Origin of the sequence: Paraburkholderia elongata, assembly GCF_013177735.1 — a bacterium.
GTDB lineage: Bacteria > Pseudomonadota > Gammaproteobacteria > Burkholderiales > Burkholderiaceae > Paraburkholderia > Paraburkholderia elongata.
Window position 1 is genome coordinate 1 of the sequence record NZ_WOEZ01000347.1, and the last position, 19,785, is coordinate 19,785.

A 19,785-nucleotide genomic window follows, 5' to 3' on the forward strand; every position below is an offset into this window, starting at 1 on the left:
GGTCTGACGATCAACGGGCACGAAGCGACTCATCTATGGGCTCTCTCAGTGAACTGGCTGATTCATTAACGCCCAACGTGCCCGCCCGGATGACCAACCTCGGCGCAAACTCCGACAACCTCCTAGGAAGTCAGAACGGATCGAGTGGGTCGTTGAGCGACTCCGATGGATCGTCATCTGCGCCGAGGTCTTCCGGCGGTCGATAGCTGCGTGCCTGCTCGGCGTAGACGGTGTTAAACCAGAGCCAGAGATCGTCGAGAATGCCCATGATCATGAAGGCGGTCTCATCGGAGAGCACGGGATCGGCGAGTCCGGCGTTGCGGGTAAAGACGTACATGATGGCCTCACGGATGGAAGCTGGCGTCATGGCGGGTTGGACGGTGGCGTTCATCGCACTTCCTCGATGGCGCGCTGCAGGAGATCGTCGGGGAAGTGATTGAGTCCCTTGGGCACGGCCAGGCGCATGGCGTTACGCAGGATGCGCCCGGCCTGACGGGGCACACCGCGCGAAGCCTCGCGCAGCTGTTCCATGGCAGAGTCCGAGAGCAGCGTGTGGGTGCAGCCGGCCGGGTTCAGCGCGTGACCGATAAGCTGGGCGAAGCGCTCGCGCTCGATGACCGGATTCAGGTGCACGCGCACCTGGATGCGACCGTAGAGCGCCGCGTAGGGCGCGCGCTCGAGCAGGCTGGCCAGCGACGGATGGCCTCGGCTGGCTTCTATTGGAAGTCTTCGGACAACACCGAAGTTCCATTCGCGCTCGCCGACCTGAAGGGTCTCTATGCTGCGATGCTGGCACAAGGCTGGGCAGCCTTCCAGAAGTTGCAAACATTCAAGGCGCAGGTAAGCACCGCGACGACCGTTATCGCTGTTCAGGCCGTCGTCTGGTCGTAGCTGTTTTGCTCAACTGGGGTGTGCTGCTCGACGGTTGTCGGCGCGGCCTTGCGCCTAAACAACCTTCTGCACGGGTAATCCACTAGAAGCAGCGCCGCCAACGAAACAGCAAATGCGCCACCCAATGTGATTATCGATCTGCTCGAACCGAAATGCAGCATCACGATAAAACCCGCTATGTGGAAGAGGTATAGCGAGTAGGACCAATCCCCTAGGAATATGAGTGCCTTCTGGACTCTTTCGGAGATGGAAAACTCGTTCGCTGCGATCAGCACAAAGGCAGTGATGAAGATGGGTATGCCAGTGGAATGGTTTATTGTCATCGCAAACAGCGACGGGGCGATTAGCAGTATCAATGCGAATGGCGTTCCACGGTGACGGTAATAGACGAACCCGGTCAGCCATATCCACGACAGGCCGATGATTCCTTTACCATAGGACAGATCACCCATGCCCGCAACGCCGGGGCCCGGCGGAAAGGCGTTGATGTAAGAGACGAAAGATGCAGCGATCAAGACGAGGAGCACCCAGGAAGGGGCTTTGCGAAGCCGGGGTGAGATCATGTAATGCCACCACTCAGCGCTGAGCGACCATATCTGCCCGACGATCGGAATCGGCCCGGCAATCACGGTTTGTAGCATCAGCAGTGAGGCGATAACGGAGAGAGCGCTTGCGCTGCCCGGTGTGAAGGCCGTTTTTAGCGGCCACTCAAACCCATTGGGGATGAGCAGGCACGCCACCATCCCAAATGCAATCGCCGCAAGATACAGCGGCCATATACGGACGAACCTTCGCCTTATGAATCCAACGGTGCTGCGCTCGATACTCGCCGCAATGCTGTAACCAGAAAGGATGAAGAATCCATAAACGGCGCCAAGCGGGTTTAGATAGCCAGCGCCAAATATATGCAAGGTGTCCAGTCTCACATAGAGGGAGAAGTGACCGGCGACAACAACAACGGCCAGAAAGAATCTCAGTGCAGCGAGGACTGCCCAGTGACTTTCGGTGGCTAAGTTTTTCGATGGATTCATTTCGGAGTGGTTTCCTGTTGGAGTGACCGGCGCACCTCGCCTTCCTTTATCAATGGCGACGGGCGTCACCACAGCGTCAGTTGATATCGGTGTTCGTCGTCGTAGCCCTTCTGCCAGATGCGATGCGACTCGATTCCTTCCCTATATGGATTGAAATCGTCCTTCATCTGGTAGGCTAGGGCTCCGGCTTTATAGGCATACGTCTCGCGCATTGCCCATTTTTTGGGCTCATAGATGAAATTCGATATGAAGGCCTTTATTCGCTGGACCGAAGTCATGGCGGCACCTGTTCTGCGCTGTCAGTGATCAGCGCATGATGATAGCACTCACTTGCCCAGCATCTGCTTCACGGCCGCGAGCAACGTCGGAAGGTACTGCTGCTCCTTGTAGATGTAACCATCCTGATTCGGATGCACACCGTCCGGACCAAGCAGCGTCAGATTCCACTGCGGCACATGGATAAACGCGTTGTACAGCGGCGCGACCGACACTCCATACATCCCTGCCGCAGCGTGTTCGGCGGCAACGAACGCAGTTGCGTCGTAGAACGCATCCGTACAGGTCGCACAGGCTACCGAAGTAGGCGCGATCGGGTTTTCTTCAAGAAGCAACGCCACTTTGCCGGCCGCCTGAACTGTCGTGATCCAGTTTTGCGCATCCACCTTATATTGATCGGGGGTGTCGCCTTCGACAGTCTCGTCGTTGATCCCTTCGTTCGTGACAATGATGCTGAAATCAGCGTCCCCGCTCGCGAGTACGGTTGCGAGAGTTTGACCGGTTCCGTATGCCGTCGCCGCGTATTCGCCGGTTCCGCTCAGATCCTGCTTGAACGTGGAGCCCGGCGCGGACTGATCGACGACCAACACGACGCCAGTCCAAAGCGCGTTGTCGAAGTCGGCCTGCGCGAGCATTGCCGGCGTCTGCGGACAGCGGTACGACGGCGCGTATTGTTGCGCAGTGCATATCCCATAGCCAGTACTGTCACCGCGCCAACTGACTTTGATCGGCAACTGAACGGCAGGTTTAGCGGGAGTGGATGCTGCAACAGGCGTCCTGGACTGGATCCGCCGCCACCGCCGCAAGCCGAGAGAGCGCAGCCGAGCGTCATTGCTACGGCTGTGGCTCTCCATCAGGCACCGGGGAAACTGAGTCCGCGTCCAGGTCGATAACCGCGCCGATCTCGCGCATGGTCTCTAGTACTACAGCCGTAGATTTTTTACTATACTTATAGTAATTAGTATTCCTACATGAGCGAAATATGCATTCGACTGCAAAAGCGTGGGAGCGTGAACTGGAGGCACTGCACGAGCAGCTCGGAGAGCTGTTCAGGCGGCCCGAGCCCCGACAGCGGTCGCTCGCGTACCTGAAGGGCTTGCTGGGCACAGTCGAGCGCAAGAACGGCTGGCAACTCGCCGAATGGATCGGCGAAGCGACACCAGACGGCGTGCAGCACCTGCTGGAACGGGCTCAGTGGGATGCTGATGCCGCACGCGATGTGCTGCGCAGCTATGTAGTCGAACAACTGGGCGAGCGTGACGCGGTGCTCATCGTGGATGAGACCGGTTTCGTCAAGAAGGGGCAGCACTCGGCCGGTGTGCAACGCCAGTAGTGGCACGGCAGGCCGTATCGAGAACAGCCAGATCGGCGTGTTTCTTTGCTATGCCGGTCGTGGCGGTAGCGCGTTTATTGACCGCGAGCTGTATGTGCCCAAGGCGTGGACCGACGACCGTGTGCGCTGCGAGGCAGCTGGCATCCCCGGGTCGGTGGAGTTTGCAACGAAGCCGCAACTCGCGCGCAGCATGCTCGAGCGGGCACTGGACGCAGGTGTGCCGTGTGGCTGGGTCACGGGTGACGAAGTCTACAGCGACCGTCACCTGCGGCTATGGCTCGAGTCGCGTGGCCAGTCTTTCGTGCTGGCCATCGCGAAGAACGAACCCCTGTGGTGGCATGGTCCAGATTACGTACGGGCAGACCGGATCGCAGAAGCCCTGCCGGCGCGTGCATGGCGACGCCTGTCGGCGGGTGCCGGAGCCAAAGGCGAGCGCCTGTATGATTGGGCGCTGACCCCGCTGTGGCGTCTGCAGATCACCGCAGACGAGCGCCGTTTCGGGCATTACCTGCTGGTGCGACGCAGCCTGGGTGAGGAACGCGAGCATGCGTATTACGTCGTATATGCCCCGCGCAGCAAAGCCACGCGGCAAACCCTGGTGAACGTCGCTGGCCGCAGGTGGGAAATCGAAACCGGCTTCGAGGCGACCAAAGGCGAATGCGGGCTCGATCAATACGAGGTGCGCCGATGGCAGGGCTGGTACCGCCACATCACGCTGGCCTTGCTGGCCCATGCCGTGCTCGTCACCTTGCGGGTGCGCGGCAAAAAAACACCTGAAGATTCGGTGCCACTCAGTGTGCAGGATCAGGCGCGCGGGGTTTACTGTCGATTTTTCGGAGACGACAGATGCGCATGGAAGTGGCTGCGCTGGTGGAGGCGTTCGCGGACCTGCCGGACCCGCGGGTGATTGGACGCTGCGATCACGATCTGCTGGATATCGTAGTGCTGGCACTGTGTGCGGTGATGTCAGGCGCCGAAGGCTGGGACGACATCGAAGACTGGGGTGTGGAGCGGCAGGCGTGGCTGCGGCAGTATTTGAAGCTGCGCAACGGTATTCCAGGTCACGACACGATCCGGCGGGTGTTTGAGACGCTCTCGCCTGCGGCGCTCGAAAGCCGGTTCGTCGAATGGGCCCAGGGCGTCTGTGGTGCGGTCGATGGACGGGTGATCGCCATTGATGGCAAGGCGCTACGTGGCTCGCGTTCGGTGGCGCGCGGTACCGGTGCGCTGCACCTGGTGTCGGCGTATGCGGCCGAGATGGGCCTGACGCTGGGACAGCAGCCGTGTGAGGAAAAATCCAACGAGATTGAGGCGATCAAGGATTTGCTGCCGGCACTGGCGCTCGAAGGCGCGGTGGTGACGATCGATGCGATCGGCTGCCAGACCGCAATCGCCGGCCAAATTATAGAAGGCGGCGGAGATTACGTGCTCGCCGTCAAGGACAACCAGCCGACGCTGGCCACCGCGCTGCGCGAGTTCTTCGCCTGCCTGAATCAACCCGGTTATCCGCTGCGGCCATGCGATACCCACGAAACTGTCGACAAGGGCCATGGCCGCTTCGAGACGCGCCGCTGCACGGCGGTGGATGATCTCGCGTGGCTCGACGCCATCGAGTTACGCGCACGCTGGCCGAACCTGCGCTCGGTGGCGTGCATCGAGTCGCAGCGCGAGACACACGGCCAGGTCCAGACCGAAACGCGCTACGTGATCAGTTCGCTGCCGGCGGATGCCCAGCGCATCCTGTACGTCGCACGCACTCGCTGGGCTATCGAGAATGGCCTGCACTGGTGCCCGGATGTCACCTTCAATGAGGACGCCAGCCAGATCCGGCTACGCAACGCCGCGTCTCCTTCCTGCGCCGGCTCGCCATCAACCTGTTCCGCGCCGATTCCCGCCGCGCACTCAGCCTGCCAAAGAAGCGCAAGGCCGCTGCCTGGAATCCCGACTACCTCGCTCAGGTCTTGAAATTACAGCCAATTTGATGCTCCGGCCCTGCCACGCGAGGACGGGCACCTATGCGACGAGCCACCCAAGCCGTACAATCATTCCAGCATCGGACGGCACGACCTCCCCCTCGGAGTAGCCCCGACCTAAGCGCGCCGCAAGCGGTGCTTGTTGTTAGCGGTGCCTTTTGAAGACGGCGAAGCGCGACGGATCCACCCTCCGCTTCGAAAAACCGAAGACGATGCAACAGACCACACGTGAGCGAGTGCCTTTATGCTCCGTGACCCGCGCCGATCCGCGCGCCGACGCACGTTTTTTTAACCATAACCGGACAATCCACCGATGACAAATGTTATGACGAGCACCTCTAACCCCGCAGATATTCTACAGAGCAATGCGACCCAATCCATCCAGGCAAAAGAAGCGCTGCTCAATGACGCCCGCTTAATCGAAACGTTCTCGAAAGCAGCGTCGCATGTCATAGCATGCTACAAGTCAGGCGGACGGCTTTATATCGCCGGCAACGGCGGCTCTGCCGCCGATTCCCAGCATTTGGCCGCGGAATTCGTCAGCAAGCTCGCAAGGGACAGAAATCCCCTCCCTGCGGAATCCCTGACAACGGATACCTCTATTCTTACCGCCATCGGCAATGACTACGGTTATGAACACGTATTTTCCCGACAATTGATCGCGAAATTGAGGCCGAACGATGTGTTTCTGGGCATCACGACATCTGGAAAATCGAAAAACATCCTGTCGGCGTTGCAAGTGTGTAAGCAGATCGGGGCAAAGTCGATCGTCTTCACTGGCTTTGGAGGCGGCGAGGCCGCGACGCTCGCGGACTATCCATTGATTGTTCCCGGCAATCGGACCAGCACGATCCAGGAACTGCATATCCTGCTGGCGCATAGCGTGTGCGAGACGGTTGAAATGGCGCTCTTCCCCATAGAAGAAGCAGCACACTGACTCCCGACGCGACGCGCACGCCGACGCATGCAGTATGCCGATAAGGCGCCGCGGCATAACAAACGGCCCCCGCTCCGCGGTCCGTACATTAAGGGGATGGCTGCATTATCCTTTGGCCATCCCGATGCTTGCGCAAGTCGCCCCGCCGCAAATCGAACCTGCCTGAGTCCACCGGACAGACAAACGTTACGCTGTTAGTACGCGTGCCGTCCCGGCGAGAAGCGCTTCACCCCTGCGCCCCTCTGCGGTAACATTACAAGATGGCGCGCGCTTTTTCAGCGTACGTTTTTAGTTAGGTTGCTTACGCGATTTACAATACTTGCGATACCTCGGTCCCAGCGTTTTCAGCCGCCTGCAGCGAGACGCTCATTGGCCAGGATCTACCCCCTCCATGTCGGCCATCAAGCGCGCGCGTCATAGTTGGGCGGCGCAACGCGCGACAGTGCGCATGCTATCGTCGATAGGGAATGGCTTTAGCCCCTGAAGTCGAGCGGCCTCACGACGCTCGGCAGCCTGTAACTTCCCCGCTCGTTTGCAACGATATCTAACGGTACTTTGAGGCCCGCCAGTCTAATCGTACAATCGCGCATGGTTTGATACTGTTTTTTGACGGGATTCTGAATGCTGAAAACCGTCCACAGCGCATCAACTGTTACTTCTTGTTACGCGACGTCCGGCGCTCGTTAGAGCAACTGCGGGATTGCCCAAAACCAATATTTCCGAGGGAGCTACGCTTAGATGAAAGTTGTATTGCTTGCAGGGGGTCTCGGGACCCGAATTTCGGAAGAGACATCGGTCCGACCAAAGCCGATGGTCGAAATCGGTGGCAAGCCTATCCTGTGGCATATCATGAAAATTTATGCCGCACATGGCTTGACTGATTTCATAGTTTGTTGCGGCTACAAAGGGTATCTGATCAAGGAATACTTCGCCAACTATTTCCTGCACATGTCCGACGTGACGATCGACCTCGCAAAGAACACGCTGGAAGTACATCAGAAAAAGGCCGAGCCGTGGCGCGTGACGCTGGTCGATACCGGCGAGGCCACGCAGACCGGCGGCCGTCTGCGCCGTGTACGAGACTATATCGACGGCGATTTTTGCATGACGTACGGCGACGGCGTTGGCTCGGTCAACATCACTGAGCTGCTCGCATTCCATCACGCGCACGGCAAGCAGGCGACGATGACTGCCGTTCAGCCGCCGGGCCGGTTCGGCGCACTGGAAATGAGCGGCACGCAAGTGCGCTCGTTCGTGGAAAAGCCGACCGGCGACGGCGGCTGGATCAACGGCGGCTTCTTTGTACTGAATCCGTCCGCGATCGATCTCATCGAAGCGGACGAAACGCTATGGGAACGCCAGCCGCTTGAAGCGCTGGCAACGAACGATGAACTGCAGGCTTACCTGCATCACGGCTTCTGGCAGCCTATGGACACGCTGCGCGACAAGACCCACCTCGAGGAGCTGTGGACGTCGGGCAATGCGCCGTGGAAAACGTGGGAGTAACGATGCTCGTTGATCCTGCGTTCTGGCGCGACAAGCGCGTATTCCTGACCGGCCATACCGGCTTCAAAGGTGGCTGGATATCGCTGTGGTTGGCGTCCATGGGCGCCAAAGTGGCTGGCTATGCGCTGCAACCGAACACGCAGCCGAATCTTTTCGAGACAGCCAGCGTGCTCGCCACGCTGGAACAGAACCACTTCGGCGACATTTGCGACCGGGAGGAACTGACCGCCGCGATGGTCGGCTTCCGTCCCGACATCGTGATTCACATGGCGGCGCAAGCTCTGGTGCGCTATTCGTATGCGGCGCCCGTCGAAACGTACGCGACCAATGTCATGGGCACCGTACATGTGCTCGACGCGATCCGGCAGTGCAACACGGTACGGGCGGCCGTCATGGTGACGTCCGACAAGTGTTACCAGAACAATGAGTGGCCTTGGGGCTATCGTGAAAACGAGCCGATGGGCGGGTATGACCCGTACAGCAATAGCAAGGGCTGCGCGGAACTGGTGACGTCGGCCTACCGGCAGTCGTTCTTCCCGGCCGAGCGTTATGCAGACCACGGCGTAGCCATCGCCTCCGGAAGAGCAGGCAATGTGATTGGCGGAGGCGACTGGTCTGCTGACCGGCTGGTTCCGGATGCCATTACCGCGTTCCAGAAGGGCGTACCCCTGCTGATCCGCAATCCCGGTGCCATCCGCCCCTGGCAGCACGCGCTGGAGCCCGTATCGGGCTATCTGATACTGGCGCAGGCCCTCGCGGAGCAGGGTGTCACCTTCAATGGCGGCTGGAACTTCGGTCCCAATGATACCGATGCACGGAGCGTGCGAGAAGTCGTCGAGCTCGTCATTGAAAAATGGGGCGAGCCGGCTCGCTGGCAACAGGATGGCGCAGAACAACCCCATGAAGCCAATTTCCTGAAGCTGGATTGTTCGAAAGCCAAACAGCACCTGGGCTGGGTCCCAAGCTGGAATTTGTCGACAGCGATTGAAGCAACCGTTGCATGGCATCGCGGCAGAACGAACGGTGAGGACATGCAGCAAGTCTGCCTCGCACAAATTCAGCGTTATTCAAAGGCTGCGCAACAACGCGCGGCAAGAAAGTAATCAAGATTCCTATAAGGTTTCCCAATATGGCTATCGAAATCATCGATTCCGGCAAACAAGCACAAGCCGAACTGCGCCGCAAAATCGCGGCACTGGTTGACGAATATGCGGCGCTCGCCTATGCAGACAAACCCTTCGTCCCGGGACAGACAACCATTCCGCCGTCGGGCAAGGTTATTGGTGCACCAGAACTGCGCAACATGGTAGAGGCATCGCTAGACGGCTGGCTGACGACCGGCCGCTTCAACGACGAGTTTGAAAAGCGCCTCGCCCAGTATCTCGGCGTCAATCACCTGATCACGGTCAATTCGGGCTCCTCGGCCAACCTGGTCGCATTCAGCACGCTCACGTCTCCGAAGCTCGGTGAACGCGCCATTCTGCCGGGCGACGAAGTGATTGGCGTAGCGGCGGGATTCCCGACCACGGTCAATCCGATTCTGCAGTTCGGCGCCGTGCCGGTCTTCGTCGACGTCGAACTCGGTACCTACAATATCGACGCGTCGAAGATCGAGGCCGCTCTCTCCAGCAAAACGAAGGCCATCATGCTGGCCCATACGCTGGGCAATCCTTACAACCTCGGCGTGATCAAGGACATCTGCAAGCGGCATAACCTGTGGTTGATCGAGGACTGCTGCGATGCGCTGGGCGCGACGTACAACGGACAGAAGGTCGGCACGTTCGGCGACATAGGCACGTTGAGCTTCTACCCCGCGCACCACATTACGATGGGCGAAGGCGGTGCAGTATTCATGAACGACACCGAACTGAAGATGATCGCGGAATCGTTCCGCGATTGGGGTCGCGACTGCTATTGCGCGCCGGGCAAGGACAACACGTGTAACAAGCGTTTCTGCTGGAAGCTCGGGAATCTGCCGGAAGGATACGACCACAAATATACGTATTCGCATCTCGGCTACAACCTGAAAATCACTGACATGCAAGCCGCTTGCGCGCTTTCGCAGCTCGATCGTATCGATGATTTCATCGCGAAGCGCCGCGCCAACTTCGATTTCCTGAAGGCGCGTCTCGCAAGCTGCGAGGAATTCCTGTTGCTGCCGCATGCCACCCCGAACTCCGATCCTTCCTGGTTCGGCTTCCCCATCACGCTGAAGGACAATGGGCCTGTCAGCCGCCTTGAGCTGCTGACTTATCTCGACCAGAACAAGGTCGGCACCCGCCTCCTGTTCGCCGGCAACTTGACGCGCCAACCCTACATGCTGGGCCGGAACTTCCGCGTGGTCGGCGATCTGACCAACAGCGACATCGTCATGAATCAAACGTTCTGGCTCGGCATTTACCCAGGACTGACGAACGAGCACCTCGAATACGTTGCGACGAAGATCGAAAATTATCTCGGCATCGGATTCTGAGTATGACGTCGCCCAATGAGACGCAGGCATCGCAACGGCCGTTTCTGGACATCGCCAGCTCCGACTTCGCGAGACTGACAGCGCATATCGATTGCCGCGACATCGACGGAAAGACCATCCTGGTCTCCGGCGCGACCGGCTTTTTCGGCGCGTGGATACTTGCGCTGTTCGAATGGCTGCGAAAGACACGCAACGTGCAGTTCCGCGTGCTTGCCATATCGCGCAATCCACAGAGCTTTCGGAGCAAACATCCCTGGATTGACGACGTGGAGTGGTTGCAGTGGATCACCGGCGACATCCAGGACTTCGCCTTTCCCGAGCAAGCGGTCGATTACGTCATCCATGCGGCGACCGACACGTCGGCGCCCGCCGGAAGATCGCCTGCTCTGCTGCTGAACTCGATCGTGCGCGGCACCGAGCGCGTCCTTGCATGTGCCAAAGCGTGCGGGGCAAAGCGTGTCCTGCTGGTGAGTTCGGGCGGCGCGTATGGCGGACAGTCCGTCGATACATCGCGGTTGCTGGAGTCGTCGAGAAACAGTCCTTCGACGATGGATGTCGGCAGTGCGTACGGCGAGGGCAAGCGGGTGATGGAACTGCTCGGGGCGATCCATGCGCATGAGAACGCGTGTGCCGTTGTCATTGCCCGATGTTTCGCATTCCTCGGCGCGGGCCTGCCTCTCGACGGGCATTTTGCGATCGGCAACTTCATCCGCGACGCGCTCACGCAGGATCGAATCGTGATTCGCGGCGATGGCAAAGGCGTCCGCTCCTATCTGTACGCGGCCGATCTGGCTGTCTGGCTGATGCATCTGCTGTTGAACGGGCAGAACCGCGGGATCTACAACGTGGGCTCCGATCAGGAAGTCACGATCGCCGAGCTGGCGCGCCAGGTGATTTCCACGCTGGCGCCGGCAAAGACGGTCGTTGTCGAAGGCGCCAGCAATAGCCCGGGCGCCGGCAACCGGTATGTTCCGTCGATCGATCAGGCCCGCAGCCAACTCGGCCTCGACGTCTGGACCGCATTGCCGCTGGCGATTCTCAACACTGCCCTTTGGTCTTCGAAGAAATGAAAGCCCTGATACTTTGTGGAGGACTGGGTACCCGCCTGCGTAGCGTGATCGGCGCGTCGCAAAAGGCGGTGGCCGATATCGACGGGCGCCCGTTCCTTTCCTTTGTCATCGAACAGCTCGCGAAAGCTGGCATTCATGACCTCGTTTTTTGTACCCATTACCAGTCCGAACAGGTGGAGAGCGTGGTCGCGAATCTGCCCGCCGACCCTGCGCAGAAGGTTGCAGTCATGTGCGAGCCGTCCGCCATGGGAACTGGCGGCGCCATTTTGTACGCGCTGTCCCAGCTTCAGTATGAAGGCCCGTTTATTGCGTTGAATGCGGACACCTATCTTGATGCCACCGCCTATCGAGCCGCCGCGGAGGCGGCGCCGCCCGCGATCGTCGTCACGCCGATGGACGACTGCCAGCGGTATGGCGCTGTGCAACTCGATGAGGATCGTCAGGTTCAGGCCGTCACCGAGAAAGGCAAGACTGGTCCGGGGCTGATCAGCGCCGGCGTCTACAGTCTGCATACGCGCTACCTGACCGACTTCCCTGTCGAGACGTTATCGATGGAACAGGACATCATCCCTGCGCTGATCTCGCAAAAGCTGCTGACAGCGCAGGTGTACGACGGGCCCTTCCTGGATATCGGCACGCCCGACAGCTTGAAACTCATTCGTGAACACGGTGTGCAGAAACTGTAATGAAAGACCATTTCAAAAATCTTGTTGTCAAACGCGACCAACCCGTCGTCGATGCGATTGCCGCCATCGAACGGGGGCCGACGCAGATCGCGCTCGTGGTCGACGCCGAGGGCGTCCTCGTGGGCGTGCTCACCAATGGGGATCTCCGGCGTTTCCTGGTGAACGGCGGTCAAACGTCGACCCCGGTTCATGAGTGCATGAACCGCAATTTCCATGCGTTGCCGCAGGGGACCTCGCGCGAAGAGCTGTTGAAGCTGTTCGATATTGGCTATAACGCGGTGCCTTTGCTCGACGAGCAAGGTAAGCTGGTCGAATTCGCGACCCCGGATTTCTTTCCTCCCGCGAAGGAAGTGGCGGTGCTGTCGCGTGCCCGTGCGCCAGTCCGCATCAGCTTCTCCGGTGGCGGGACGGATCTCACCTATTACTTCATGAAGAACGGCGGCGTCGTTCTGAACGCATCGATCGCGCTGTATGCTCACGCAACACTGATCCCGTCCGCAGGATCGGAAATCAATATCATCTCCCATGATATCGATCGACATGAACACTACCCGTCGCTGCGCAGTCTGTTGGACAGCCCGGATAAGGGGCTCTTGTCCTCCGTTGTATCGGTGATCCGTCCGGACTTCGGCTTCGACCTGTTTGTTCACTCCGACTTCCCGGTAGGCTCCGGCCTCGGCGGATCGTCCGCCGTGGCGACGAGCGTCGTCGCTGCATTCAACGAGCTGCGGCTGGACAAATGGAGCACTTATGAAATCGCGGAATTGGCGTTCCAGGCCGAGCGGCTCTGCTTCGCAATCTCCGGCGGCTGGCAGGACCAGTATGCGTCAGCGTTTGGGGGGTTCAACCTGATCGAGTTCGACGGCAAGCGCAATCTCGTGCATTCGCTGCGACTCGAGCCGGCGACCAGCAACGAGCTGGAAGAGTGCCTGGTGCTGTGCGACACCGGTATCGAGCACAACTCGGGCAAGATCCATAAGCAGCAACGCGAAGACTTCAACAATGTCGACCGCAGCCAGCAACTGTTCGATATGGTGGACTTGTGCCGGCGCATGCACAAGCATCTGATTCGCGGCGACCTCAATGAATTCGGCACCAGCCTGCATGAGGCGTGGACGATCAAACATGGGCTGTCCAGTGCGATCAGCGGCAGCACACTCGATACAATCTACAAGTCCGCGCTGGATGCGGGTGCGTTAGGCGGGAAGTTGCTGGGCGCGGGGGGAGGCGGTTTCTTCCTGTTCTATGTGCAGCCGCGCTTCCGTTCCGCGGTCAGCGCAGCGCTCAAGGCGCTTGGCTGCACACTGAGCACCATCCGTTTCGAACAAGAGGGCGTTACATCGTGGAGAACCAAAGTAGCATGAACGAATCGACATTCAAGATTGGCGATTTTATTGTCGGGGGTCCGCGTACGTTCGTGATCTCTGAAATCGGCAACAATCACAACGGCAGTGTCGAACTGGCAAAAAAGCTGGTGGACGCGTCGATCGAAGCCGGTGCGGATTGCGTCAAGTTTCAGCTTAGGAACCGCGCTGCGCTCTACCGGACGGCTCCCGGAGAAGAAGGCTCCGAGGATCTCGGCGTCGAATACATTCAGGACCTCTTGAACAAGGTCGAACTGACGAATGACGAGCACCGCGAACTGCGCGACTATTGCACGCAGAAGAATGTCGCGTATATGTGCACGCCGTGGGACGAGCCGAGCGTCGATGTTCTGGCGGAGTTCGACGTGCCGGCGCTGAAGCTGGCATCGGCCGACCTGACGAATCCCTATCTGATCCGCAAGGCGGCCAGCTTGGGCAAGCCGCTGATCCTTTCCACCGGCATGTCGTTCGAGCCGGAAATCGAAGCCGCAGCGAAACTGGTCAAGAGCCTGGGCGTACCGTTTGCGATGCTCCACTGCAATAGCGCCTATCCCGCGCCGGAAGCCGATATTCACCTAGGCTATATCAAGCGTCTTCAGGAAATCCACAGCGTAATCGGCTATTCCGGTCACGAGCGCGGCATGGCCGTGACGATCGCAGCCGTCACGCTCGGTGCGAAGGTCGTCGAACGGCACATCACGCTCGACCGCAACATGGAAGGTCCCGATCACGCGGCAAGTCTCGAACCGGCGGAATTCAAGTTCCTGGTCGACGGCATCCGGCAGGTCGAACAGGCGTTGCCCTGGACCGGCCCCGGCCGCCAGGCAAGCCAGGGAGAACTGCTGAACCGTGAAAACCTGAGCAAGAGCGTCATCGCCGCGCGCGCAATCAAGCGCGGCGAGACTTTTACTGAGGAAAGCCTGCGTGTGGCGAGCCCTGGTCAAGGGCTGGCCCCCTACCGGCTGCCTGAGTTGCTGGGCAAAGTGGCGAATCGCGATATCCGCGTCGGCGACTTCCTGTATGAGGGCGATTTGACCGCTCAGAAGACGGTGAAGCGCACCTATCAATTCGCGGGATATTGGGGCGTGCCGGTTCGCTACCACGACTTCGATCAGTACCTGCGCATGATCGACCCGGACCTCTATGAGTTCCATCTGTCGTATCGCGACATGTCGTTGACGCCGGCGAAGTACCTGAAGCAAGTGGACTGCAAGCGCCTGGTGGTTCACGCGCCCGAACTGTTCGAGAACAGCGAGCTGCTCGATCTCACCGCCGACGACCTTAGCTATCGTCAACGCTCGATCGACAACCTCAAACGGGTGGTCGAAGCGACCGAGCAAATCCGCGCCTTCTTCCCGGCGGCCGATTCGGCGCTGATCGTCGCAAACGTGGGCGGATTCTCGATGGACGCGCCCTTCCCGCTCGCGCATCGCGCCGCACTGTACGACCGCTTCGTCGAGTCGTGCGCGAAAATCGATTTCGGTTCCACCGAACTGACGCCGCAGAACATGGCGCCGTTCCCCTGGCACTTCGGCGGTCAACGTCATCAGAACATCTTCATGATGCCGGATGAACTGGCGCAAAAGGCCCAAGAACTCAACCTGCGCCTGTGCACCGACCTGTCGCACCTGCAGATGACGTGCAGTCATTTCGGACTGGACTTCCAGGAAGCGTTGGCGAAGCTGTTGCCGCACAGCGCCCACTTGCACGTGGCCGACGCGCTCGGCGTCAACGGCGAAGGTGTTGTGATCGGCACTGGCGACGTCAACTGGCCGGGAACCTGGAAGAAGGTTTCGGCTTACCCGTCGGTCAGCTTTATCCCAGAAGTGTGGCAAGGCCACAAGGACCATGGTGCCGGATTCTGGCACGCGCTGGATTTCCTCACCAAGCTCAACTAAATCGTCATTATGAACGTTGCTGAATTTATCCTTGCCAACATCCAGAAGCTTGGTACCGACACCGCGTTCTGCCTGACCGGCGGTATGGCGATGCACATCAACCGCGCGGCGGATGCGGCGCCGGACTTGCGGGTGATTTACTGTAACCATGAGCAGGCGGTGGCTGCCGCGGCTGACGGTTATGCAAAAGCGAAGGACTACGTGACACCGGGCCTGGCCATCGTGACATCAGGCCCCGGCGTAACGAACACCATCACGTCGGTGGCTTCTGCCTACTACGACTCTGTGCCGATGTTCGTTCTCGCCGGCCAGGTCAAGCGTGCCGACATCAACGGGCACGGTGTGCGCAGCCGCGGTGCGCAGGAAACGCCCCACCTCGAACTGATGCAGCAGATCACGAAGTGCGCGTTCCGCTACGTGCCCTCGGAGGTCGACGACAAGACGCTGGCGGCCAATCTGGCGCAAGCCGTCTCCGGCCGCAAGGGACCGGTGTTCATCGACATCCCGCTGGACGTTCAAGCCGAGACGGTACCGGACGCGGAAGCACGACTGGCGAAGATCTCGGCGCTGATCACAGACGCGATACATAAAGATCACGAGGTGCCGGAAGCGGCAGTGTCGGCGATCGTTTCCGCGCTGCAAGGCGCGCGTCAGCCGGTGCTGGTGGTCGGCAATGCCCTGCGCATTGCCGGCATCTCCCGTGCGTCGATCAAGCAACTGGTGGAGAAGGTGGGCGTGCCCACGTTGTTCACCTGGGCGAGCTTCGACTTGCTGGCACACGACCACGAACTGAACTTCGGCTGCGCCGGTGGTCTTGCGCCGACGCATTCGAACAAGATCATCCAGTCGGCCGATGTGGTGATTTTCCTCGGTACGCGCCTTGATCTGCTGACCACCGCGTTTAACCCGCAGAACTATGGCAAGAACGCAAAGCGTATCGTCGTGGAACTGGACGAAAAGGAAATCGCGAAGAACGAGGGAATGACGAACACCACGTTCTTTAACAGTAACGTTGCGGGCGTCGTAGACGCGCTGCTGACTCACGCGCCGGCGGTCGATGTCAAAGACTGGCTGGCACATTGCAAAACGTTGCTGGCGAAAGACCAGGAAGACGAACAGGCTGCATTCGGCGCACCCCGGCTGACGACGTACCAAATCTCGAATGTGCTGTCCCGGTCGCGTGTTGGGAAGTATGTGGTGCCCACTGCATCCGGCTACGCCATCGAAGGGATTGCGCGGTTCTTCAAGCCGACTGAAGGCGCGAGCTTCGCGTGGGCCGGACACGTCCTCGGTTCGATGGGCCTGGGGCTGCCGACTGCGGTAGGCGCGGTGGCTGCGCTGAAGACTCCGGTGGTATGCCTGGAAGGTGACGGTGGCCTGCTGCTGAACGTCCAGGAGCTGTTCACGCTTGCTGCGAACCCGGATCTGCCGCTGACTATCCTCGTGCTGAACAATCGCGGCTACCAGTCGATCATGAAGTCGCAGGCGCGCGCGTTCAACAAGGAATTCGGTGCGTCCAAGGCGTCTGGCCTGTACGAACTTCAATTCGATTTGCTGGCGAAGCTCGCGGGCCTGCCATATGAGAAATGCGACACGCTGGAGCAGCTCGAAGCCAGCCTGAACAGTGGTGCACCCCGTCGCCTGATTGATGTGTCGGTCGAAGAAGATGGTTATCGTGGCCCGGCTGTGATGACGAAGTTCGATGAGAACGGCAAGCCGTACTCGACGGATATCGCTGATGTGAGCTGGGCGCGGTAAGCGGCGCCTCTTTCCGCGCGCCATCGTGACGCTGGCGCGCGGTGTACGGCTTGACACGCGTTTAAGCACGTAGCGGTAGAAATTTACCAATGATGTCTGCTAAATCGCCGAAACGGACGAACCCGAGGAGGGACGTCGGAACAATTTCCTTAACGGATACTCAATAACATACAAAGCAATGAGTGATATGCCGAAGGCGACTGAGAGCGTAGTCACCGATCGGTTCGATCCAAGCGTAAGGGCGACGATAAACGCCGGAATACGAAAAAAGTAGAGTCGATAAGGCCAGTCGCCGAGAAAATTGAACGCCGCAAGCCGTGACGCTGAACTACGTTTACCCGAACATCGCTGGCCGCCTTTCGCCATTGTTAAAAGGATGCTGGGGACGTGAGTGATATCATCCGAGGTCAATCATTGACAGCGCAGACCCGGTGCCACCATGACTTCGATCCAGTGAATCAAAGCGTCGATACAGAATTTCATTTACTAGCCCAAAAAATGGGCGATGCGCGACACATATGCCTATAAAGTCGGGGCCACGACCTGCCTGATGAAGGATGATTTCAACCCATAGTGGGAAGGAGCCGAGTCGCGTACCCATTCCATCAAGCGACCTTGTACGCGAGATGGAGATGGGGTTTGGCTTTTCTGGGCGGTCGTGGGTAAGAGCGCGAGGGCTGAATACGACATCGGGCTCCGTGGATGGCGGGCATGAGATCGGTGAGCCGGTTCAGGCAGCGCTCAATCCGCAGCAGGCACGCGCCGAGGATCGGCTTGAGTGCGCCCAGCGCGTACAGACGGTTTGGATGACTGATGTGGTCGTCTTTGACTGGATCGTCCAGGTCATTGAGTAGCGTACACAGGTTATCAGCGACGGTTTTCGCACCGAAGTCCTGCTGCAGCGCCAGGTAATCCAGGCCCGTGACAGCCTCAAGCCGCAGTCGGTGCTTCAGACGTTTGAACGCTTCCTCAATACGCCAGCGTTGATGATAGAGCGCGCCGAAAGCGCTGGCCGGATAACGCTCGCGCTCCAGCAGCGAGGTCATCAGCACACGCACGCGGCCGCTGGGCGTGACATCACGGATCAGGCGCACGGTGGTGGGCGTGCGCGCCAGTTCATAGTCGCGGGCATCCTCTTCGTTGGGCGCGCTCAGTGTCACGACCTGCTCGGCCTGGCCGCTGCGCGCAAACGCGCTTACACATTTCCATCCTCGGGTATCAACGCGCAGGCAGAAGTGGATCTCGCGCTGCGCCAGCGCGGCCACCATCATGTTGCCGATATAGCCGCGATCAAGCAGCAGCAGATCGGTGTGCGGCTGAAGCACATCCAGCGCTTCGAACAGCATCTGCCGCTCGGCGCCGTCGGCCGGATGGAGCGCGGCATGCAGCGTCAGTTCGGGCCCCGGCAGGAACAGCGCGAACGCGTAGTGATCGGCGCGCAACTCATGGCCCTGGCGGGTCGCCACCCGCAGCCGGGTGCCGTCCGCGGCGACCGGCCTCAGGCCGTTCCAGCGCATCGAGTCAATATGGGGTTGGGCAAGCTCAATCAGACGTGCGCGGGCCCGTTCGAACAGCTCGGCCGACAGCCCCCGGCGCGCCTTGCTGAAGGCCTGTGCACTGACGCCGCGGGTACGCACGCCGCGTTCGCCGAGCTCACCAAACAGGCCATCGAGCTCGGCCTGCACGCTCGCGCACATGCCCGACATCATCAGCGCGGCAATGTCAGTGTGCGATTGCGGGTGAATGCAGTGGGAGAAAGACGCACGCGCTCAGCGAGCGCCGGATCGAACAGGAAATCGGAGAACTCAGCCAGGAGTTGGGAGGACGCTGGTATTTGAGTTCATATCGTCGATTTATCAAAGTTATGCAATGAAGTTTACAGGTCGAACGCCAAGTATACAAGCCCTTTCGAGCTTAAGTTGAGAGCATTGGAACATAGATACGCAAAAGTTCTTTCGATCCAGATTATTTCGCATAATGCCAATGTATCTAGTTGCTAGTGCTTCCGTAATAATCACATCTATTGCCTTAACACATTTTCGGCTGAACGAACCATTTGCGGATGCTTTAAAAGAATGTGCATCATGGTTTCTTTTTGCATTCCTGGGATTTGGTGACAATTTCGCTCCGCAGCAGATCACAAACATCAATGAATTTCTCATTAATCTGCTCTATACGTGGAAGTTTTTTTTGATCTTCCGCGTACTGTTATTCTTCGCAGATAAGAAATTGGCAAGAATGATATCTGCGGCTGCCGCTATGCTATGCTACTTTACGGTGTTTGCAGCGTGGACTATGTTAATATCAATGGCCTACCAAATAGCAAACTAATTGATTCAGCATTCTGGACACTTGCTTACGAGTGGAAATTTTACTTGATATTTCCACTATTGATCGTTTTCGCTCGTGGAATATGGGCATGGCTGGTCCTGATTGTATCTGCGGTTGCCGTGTACCGCTATAGCGCTAATCACGTAGAATGGTATTTTGTGTACAGCGCATTGACGGCAAGCATCCATTACAAACTTCCATCAATTCGCAAGTTGTTCTCGGGGAATTTTGGCAGTGTTATCGTGATAGCTTCGCTAT

Annotated in this window: 17 protein-coding genes and 2 pseudogenes; 13 read left to right on the forward strand and 6 right to left on the reverse strand. The window is 58.9% G+C overall.

The features are described 5' to 3' along the window. Positions 1 to 130 precede the first annotated feature (130 nt). Both GNZ13_RS51150 and GNZ13_RS54590 read right to left on the reverse strand, forming a co-directional pair. Positions 131 to 391 (reverse strand): hypothetical protein, encoded by a 261-nt coding sequence (locus GNZ13_RS51150; protein WP_236002581.1) that lies wholly within the window; start codon positions 389 to 391, stop codon positions 131 to 133. Continuing rightward, the gene (locus GNZ13_RS54590; RefSeq protein WP_172179054.1) at positions 388 to 531 is read right to left on the reverse strand and encodes a hypothetical protein; all 144 of its coding nucleotides are present in this window, start codon (positions 529 to 531) and stop codon (positions 388 to 390) included. Before GNZ13_RS54590 ends, GNZ13_RS51150 begins: the two co-directional genes overlap by 4 nt. Before the next feature lie 168 nt (positions 532 to 699). On the opposite strand from GNZ13_RS54590, the gene GNZ13_RS54595 reads away from it, so the two are divergent. After that, positions 700 to 891, forward strand: a complete 192-nt coding sequence (locus tag GNZ13_RS54595) for a DUF4376 domain-containing protein (protein WP_407945730.1) — start codon at positions 700 to 702, stop codon at positions 889 to 891. Here the strand turns inward: GNZ13_RS54595 and GNZ13_RS51165 are convergent. The 3 genes from GNZ13_RS51165 to GNZ13_RS51175 all read right to left on the reverse strand — a co-directional run bounded on the left by GNZ13_RS51165 (position 870) and on the right by GNZ13_RS51175 (position 3,052). Further along, positions 870 to 1,922, reverse strand: a complete 1,053-nt coding sequence (locus GNZ13_RS51165; RefSeq protein ID WP_172179056.1) for an acyltransferase family protein — start codon at positions 1,920 to 1,922, stop codon at positions 870 to 872. The two genes, GNZ13_RS54595 and GNZ13_RS51165, sit on opposite strands and share 22 nt — an antisense overlap. 65 nt (positions 1,923 to 1,987) lie before the next feature. Further along, on the reverse strand, positions 1,988 to 2,200 hold the full coding sequence (locus GNZ13_RS51170) for a hypothetical protein (RefSeq protein WP_172179057.1): 213 nt from the start codon (positions 2,198 to 2,200) through the stop codon (positions 1,988 to 1,990). A gap of 48 nt (positions 2,201 to 2,248) precedes the next feature. After that, positions 2,249 to 3,052 (reverse strand): SGNH/GDSL hydrolase family protein, encoded by an 804-nt coding sequence (locus GNZ13_RS51175; RefSeq protein ID WP_236002585.1) that lies wholly within the window; start codon positions 3,050 to 3,052, stop codon positions 2,249 to 2,251. 128 nt (positions 3,053 to 3,180) lie between these two features. On the opposite strand from GNZ13_RS51175, the pseudogene GNZ13_RS51180 reads away from it, so the two are divergent. From GNZ13_RS51180 to GNZ13_RS51230, 11 genes and pseudogenes are all read left to right on the forward strand, one after another. Next, a pseudogene (locus GNZ13_RS51180) lies at positions 3,181 to 4,438 on the forward strand (IS701 family transposase). Then, positions 4,378 to 5,496, forward strand: a complete 1,119-nt coding sequence (locus GNZ13_RS51185) for an ISAs1 family transposase (protein WP_172179059.1) — start codon at positions 4,378 to 4,380, stop codon at positions 5,494 to 5,496. Before GNZ13_RS51180 ends, GNZ13_RS51185 begins: the two are co-directional and overlap by 61 nt. A 333-nt stretch (positions 5,497 to 5,829) precedes the next feature. Beyond that, complete coding sequence (locus GNZ13_RS51190) at positions 5,830 to 6,441, forward strand: D-sedoheptulose-7-phosphate isomerase (protein ID WP_172179060.1); 612 nt, start codon at positions 5,830 to 5,832, stop codon at positions 6,439 to 6,441. Positions 6,442 to 7,179: 738 nt separating this feature from the next. Then, complete coding sequence (rfbF, locus tag GNZ13_RS51195) at positions 7,180 to 7,947, forward strand: glucose-1-phosphate cytidylyltransferase (protein ID WP_172179061.1); 768 nt, start codon at positions 7,180 to 7,182, stop codon at positions 7,945 to 7,947. A 2-nt stretch (positions 7,948 to 7,949) separates the two neighbouring features. Next, positions 7,950 to 9,050, forward strand: coding sequence for a CDP-glucose 4,6-dehydratase (rfbG, locus tag GNZ13_RS51200; RefSeq protein WP_172179062.1), 1,101 nt, complete (start codon positions 7,950 to 7,952; stop codon positions 9,048 to 9,050). A 26-nt stretch (positions 9,051 to 9,076) separates the two neighbouring features. Continuing rightward, the gene (rfbH, locus tag GNZ13_RS51205) at positions 9,077 to 10,420 is read left to right on the forward strand and encodes a lipopolysaccharide biosynthesis protein RfbH (RefSeq protein WP_172179063.1); all 1,344 of its coding nucleotides are present in this window, start codon (positions 9,077 to 9,079) and stop codon (positions 10,418 to 10,420) included. A gap of 2 nt (positions 10,421 to 10,422) precedes the next feature. Next, complete coding sequence (locus tag GNZ13_RS51210) at positions 10,423 to 11,490, forward strand: NAD-dependent epimerase/dehydratase family protein (protein ID WP_172179064.1); 1,068 nt, start codon at positions 10,423 to 10,425, stop codon at positions 11,488 to 11,490. Then, the gene (locus tag GNZ13_RS51215; RefSeq protein WP_172179065.1) at positions 11,472 to 12,176 is read left to right on the forward strand and encodes a sugar phosphate nucleotidyltransferase; all 705 of its coding nucleotides are present in this window, start codon (positions 11,472 to 11,474) and stop codon (positions 12,174 to 12,176) included. Before GNZ13_RS51210 ends, GNZ13_RS51215 begins: the two co-directional genes overlap by 19 nt. Next, on the forward strand, positions 12,176 to 13,540 hold the full coding sequence (locus GNZ13_RS51220) for a GHMP family kinase ATP-binding protein (protein ID WP_172179066.1): 1,365 nt from the start codon (positions 12,176 to 12,178) through the stop codon (positions 13,538 to 13,540). Before GNZ13_RS51215 ends, GNZ13_RS51220 begins: the two co-directional genes overlap by 1 nt. Further along, positions 13,537 to 15,438, forward strand: a complete 1,902-nt coding sequence (locus GNZ13_RS51225) for an N-acetylneuraminate synthase family protein (protein ID WP_172179067.1) — start codon at positions 13,537 to 13,539, stop codon at positions 15,436 to 15,438. Before GNZ13_RS51220 ends, GNZ13_RS51225 begins: the two co-directional genes overlap by 4 nt. 9 nt (positions 15,439 to 15,447) lie before the next feature. Then, positions 15,448 to 17,196 carry a thiamine pyrophosphate-binding protein gene (locus tag GNZ13_RS51230; protein WP_172179068.1) on the forward strand — a complete coding sequence of 583 codons (1,749 nt, stop codon included), beginning with the start codon at positions 15,448 to 15,450 and terminating at the stop codon, positions 17,194 to 17,196. A 605-nt stretch (positions 17,197 to 17,801) separates the two neighbouring features. Here the strand turns inward: GNZ13_RS51230 and GNZ13_RS51235 are convergent. Next, complete coding sequence (locus GNZ13_RS51235; RefSeq protein ID WP_216675342.1) at positions 17,802 to 18,905, reverse strand: transposase; 1,104 nt, start codon at positions 18,903 to 18,905, stop codon at positions 17,802 to 17,804. Positions 18,906 to 19,484: 579 nt separating this feature from the next. Here GNZ13_RS51235 and GNZ13_RS51925 point away from each other — a divergent pair. Then, a pseudogene (locus GNZ13_RS51925) lies at positions 19,485 to 19,785 on the forward strand (hypothetical protein); the annotation flags it as partial.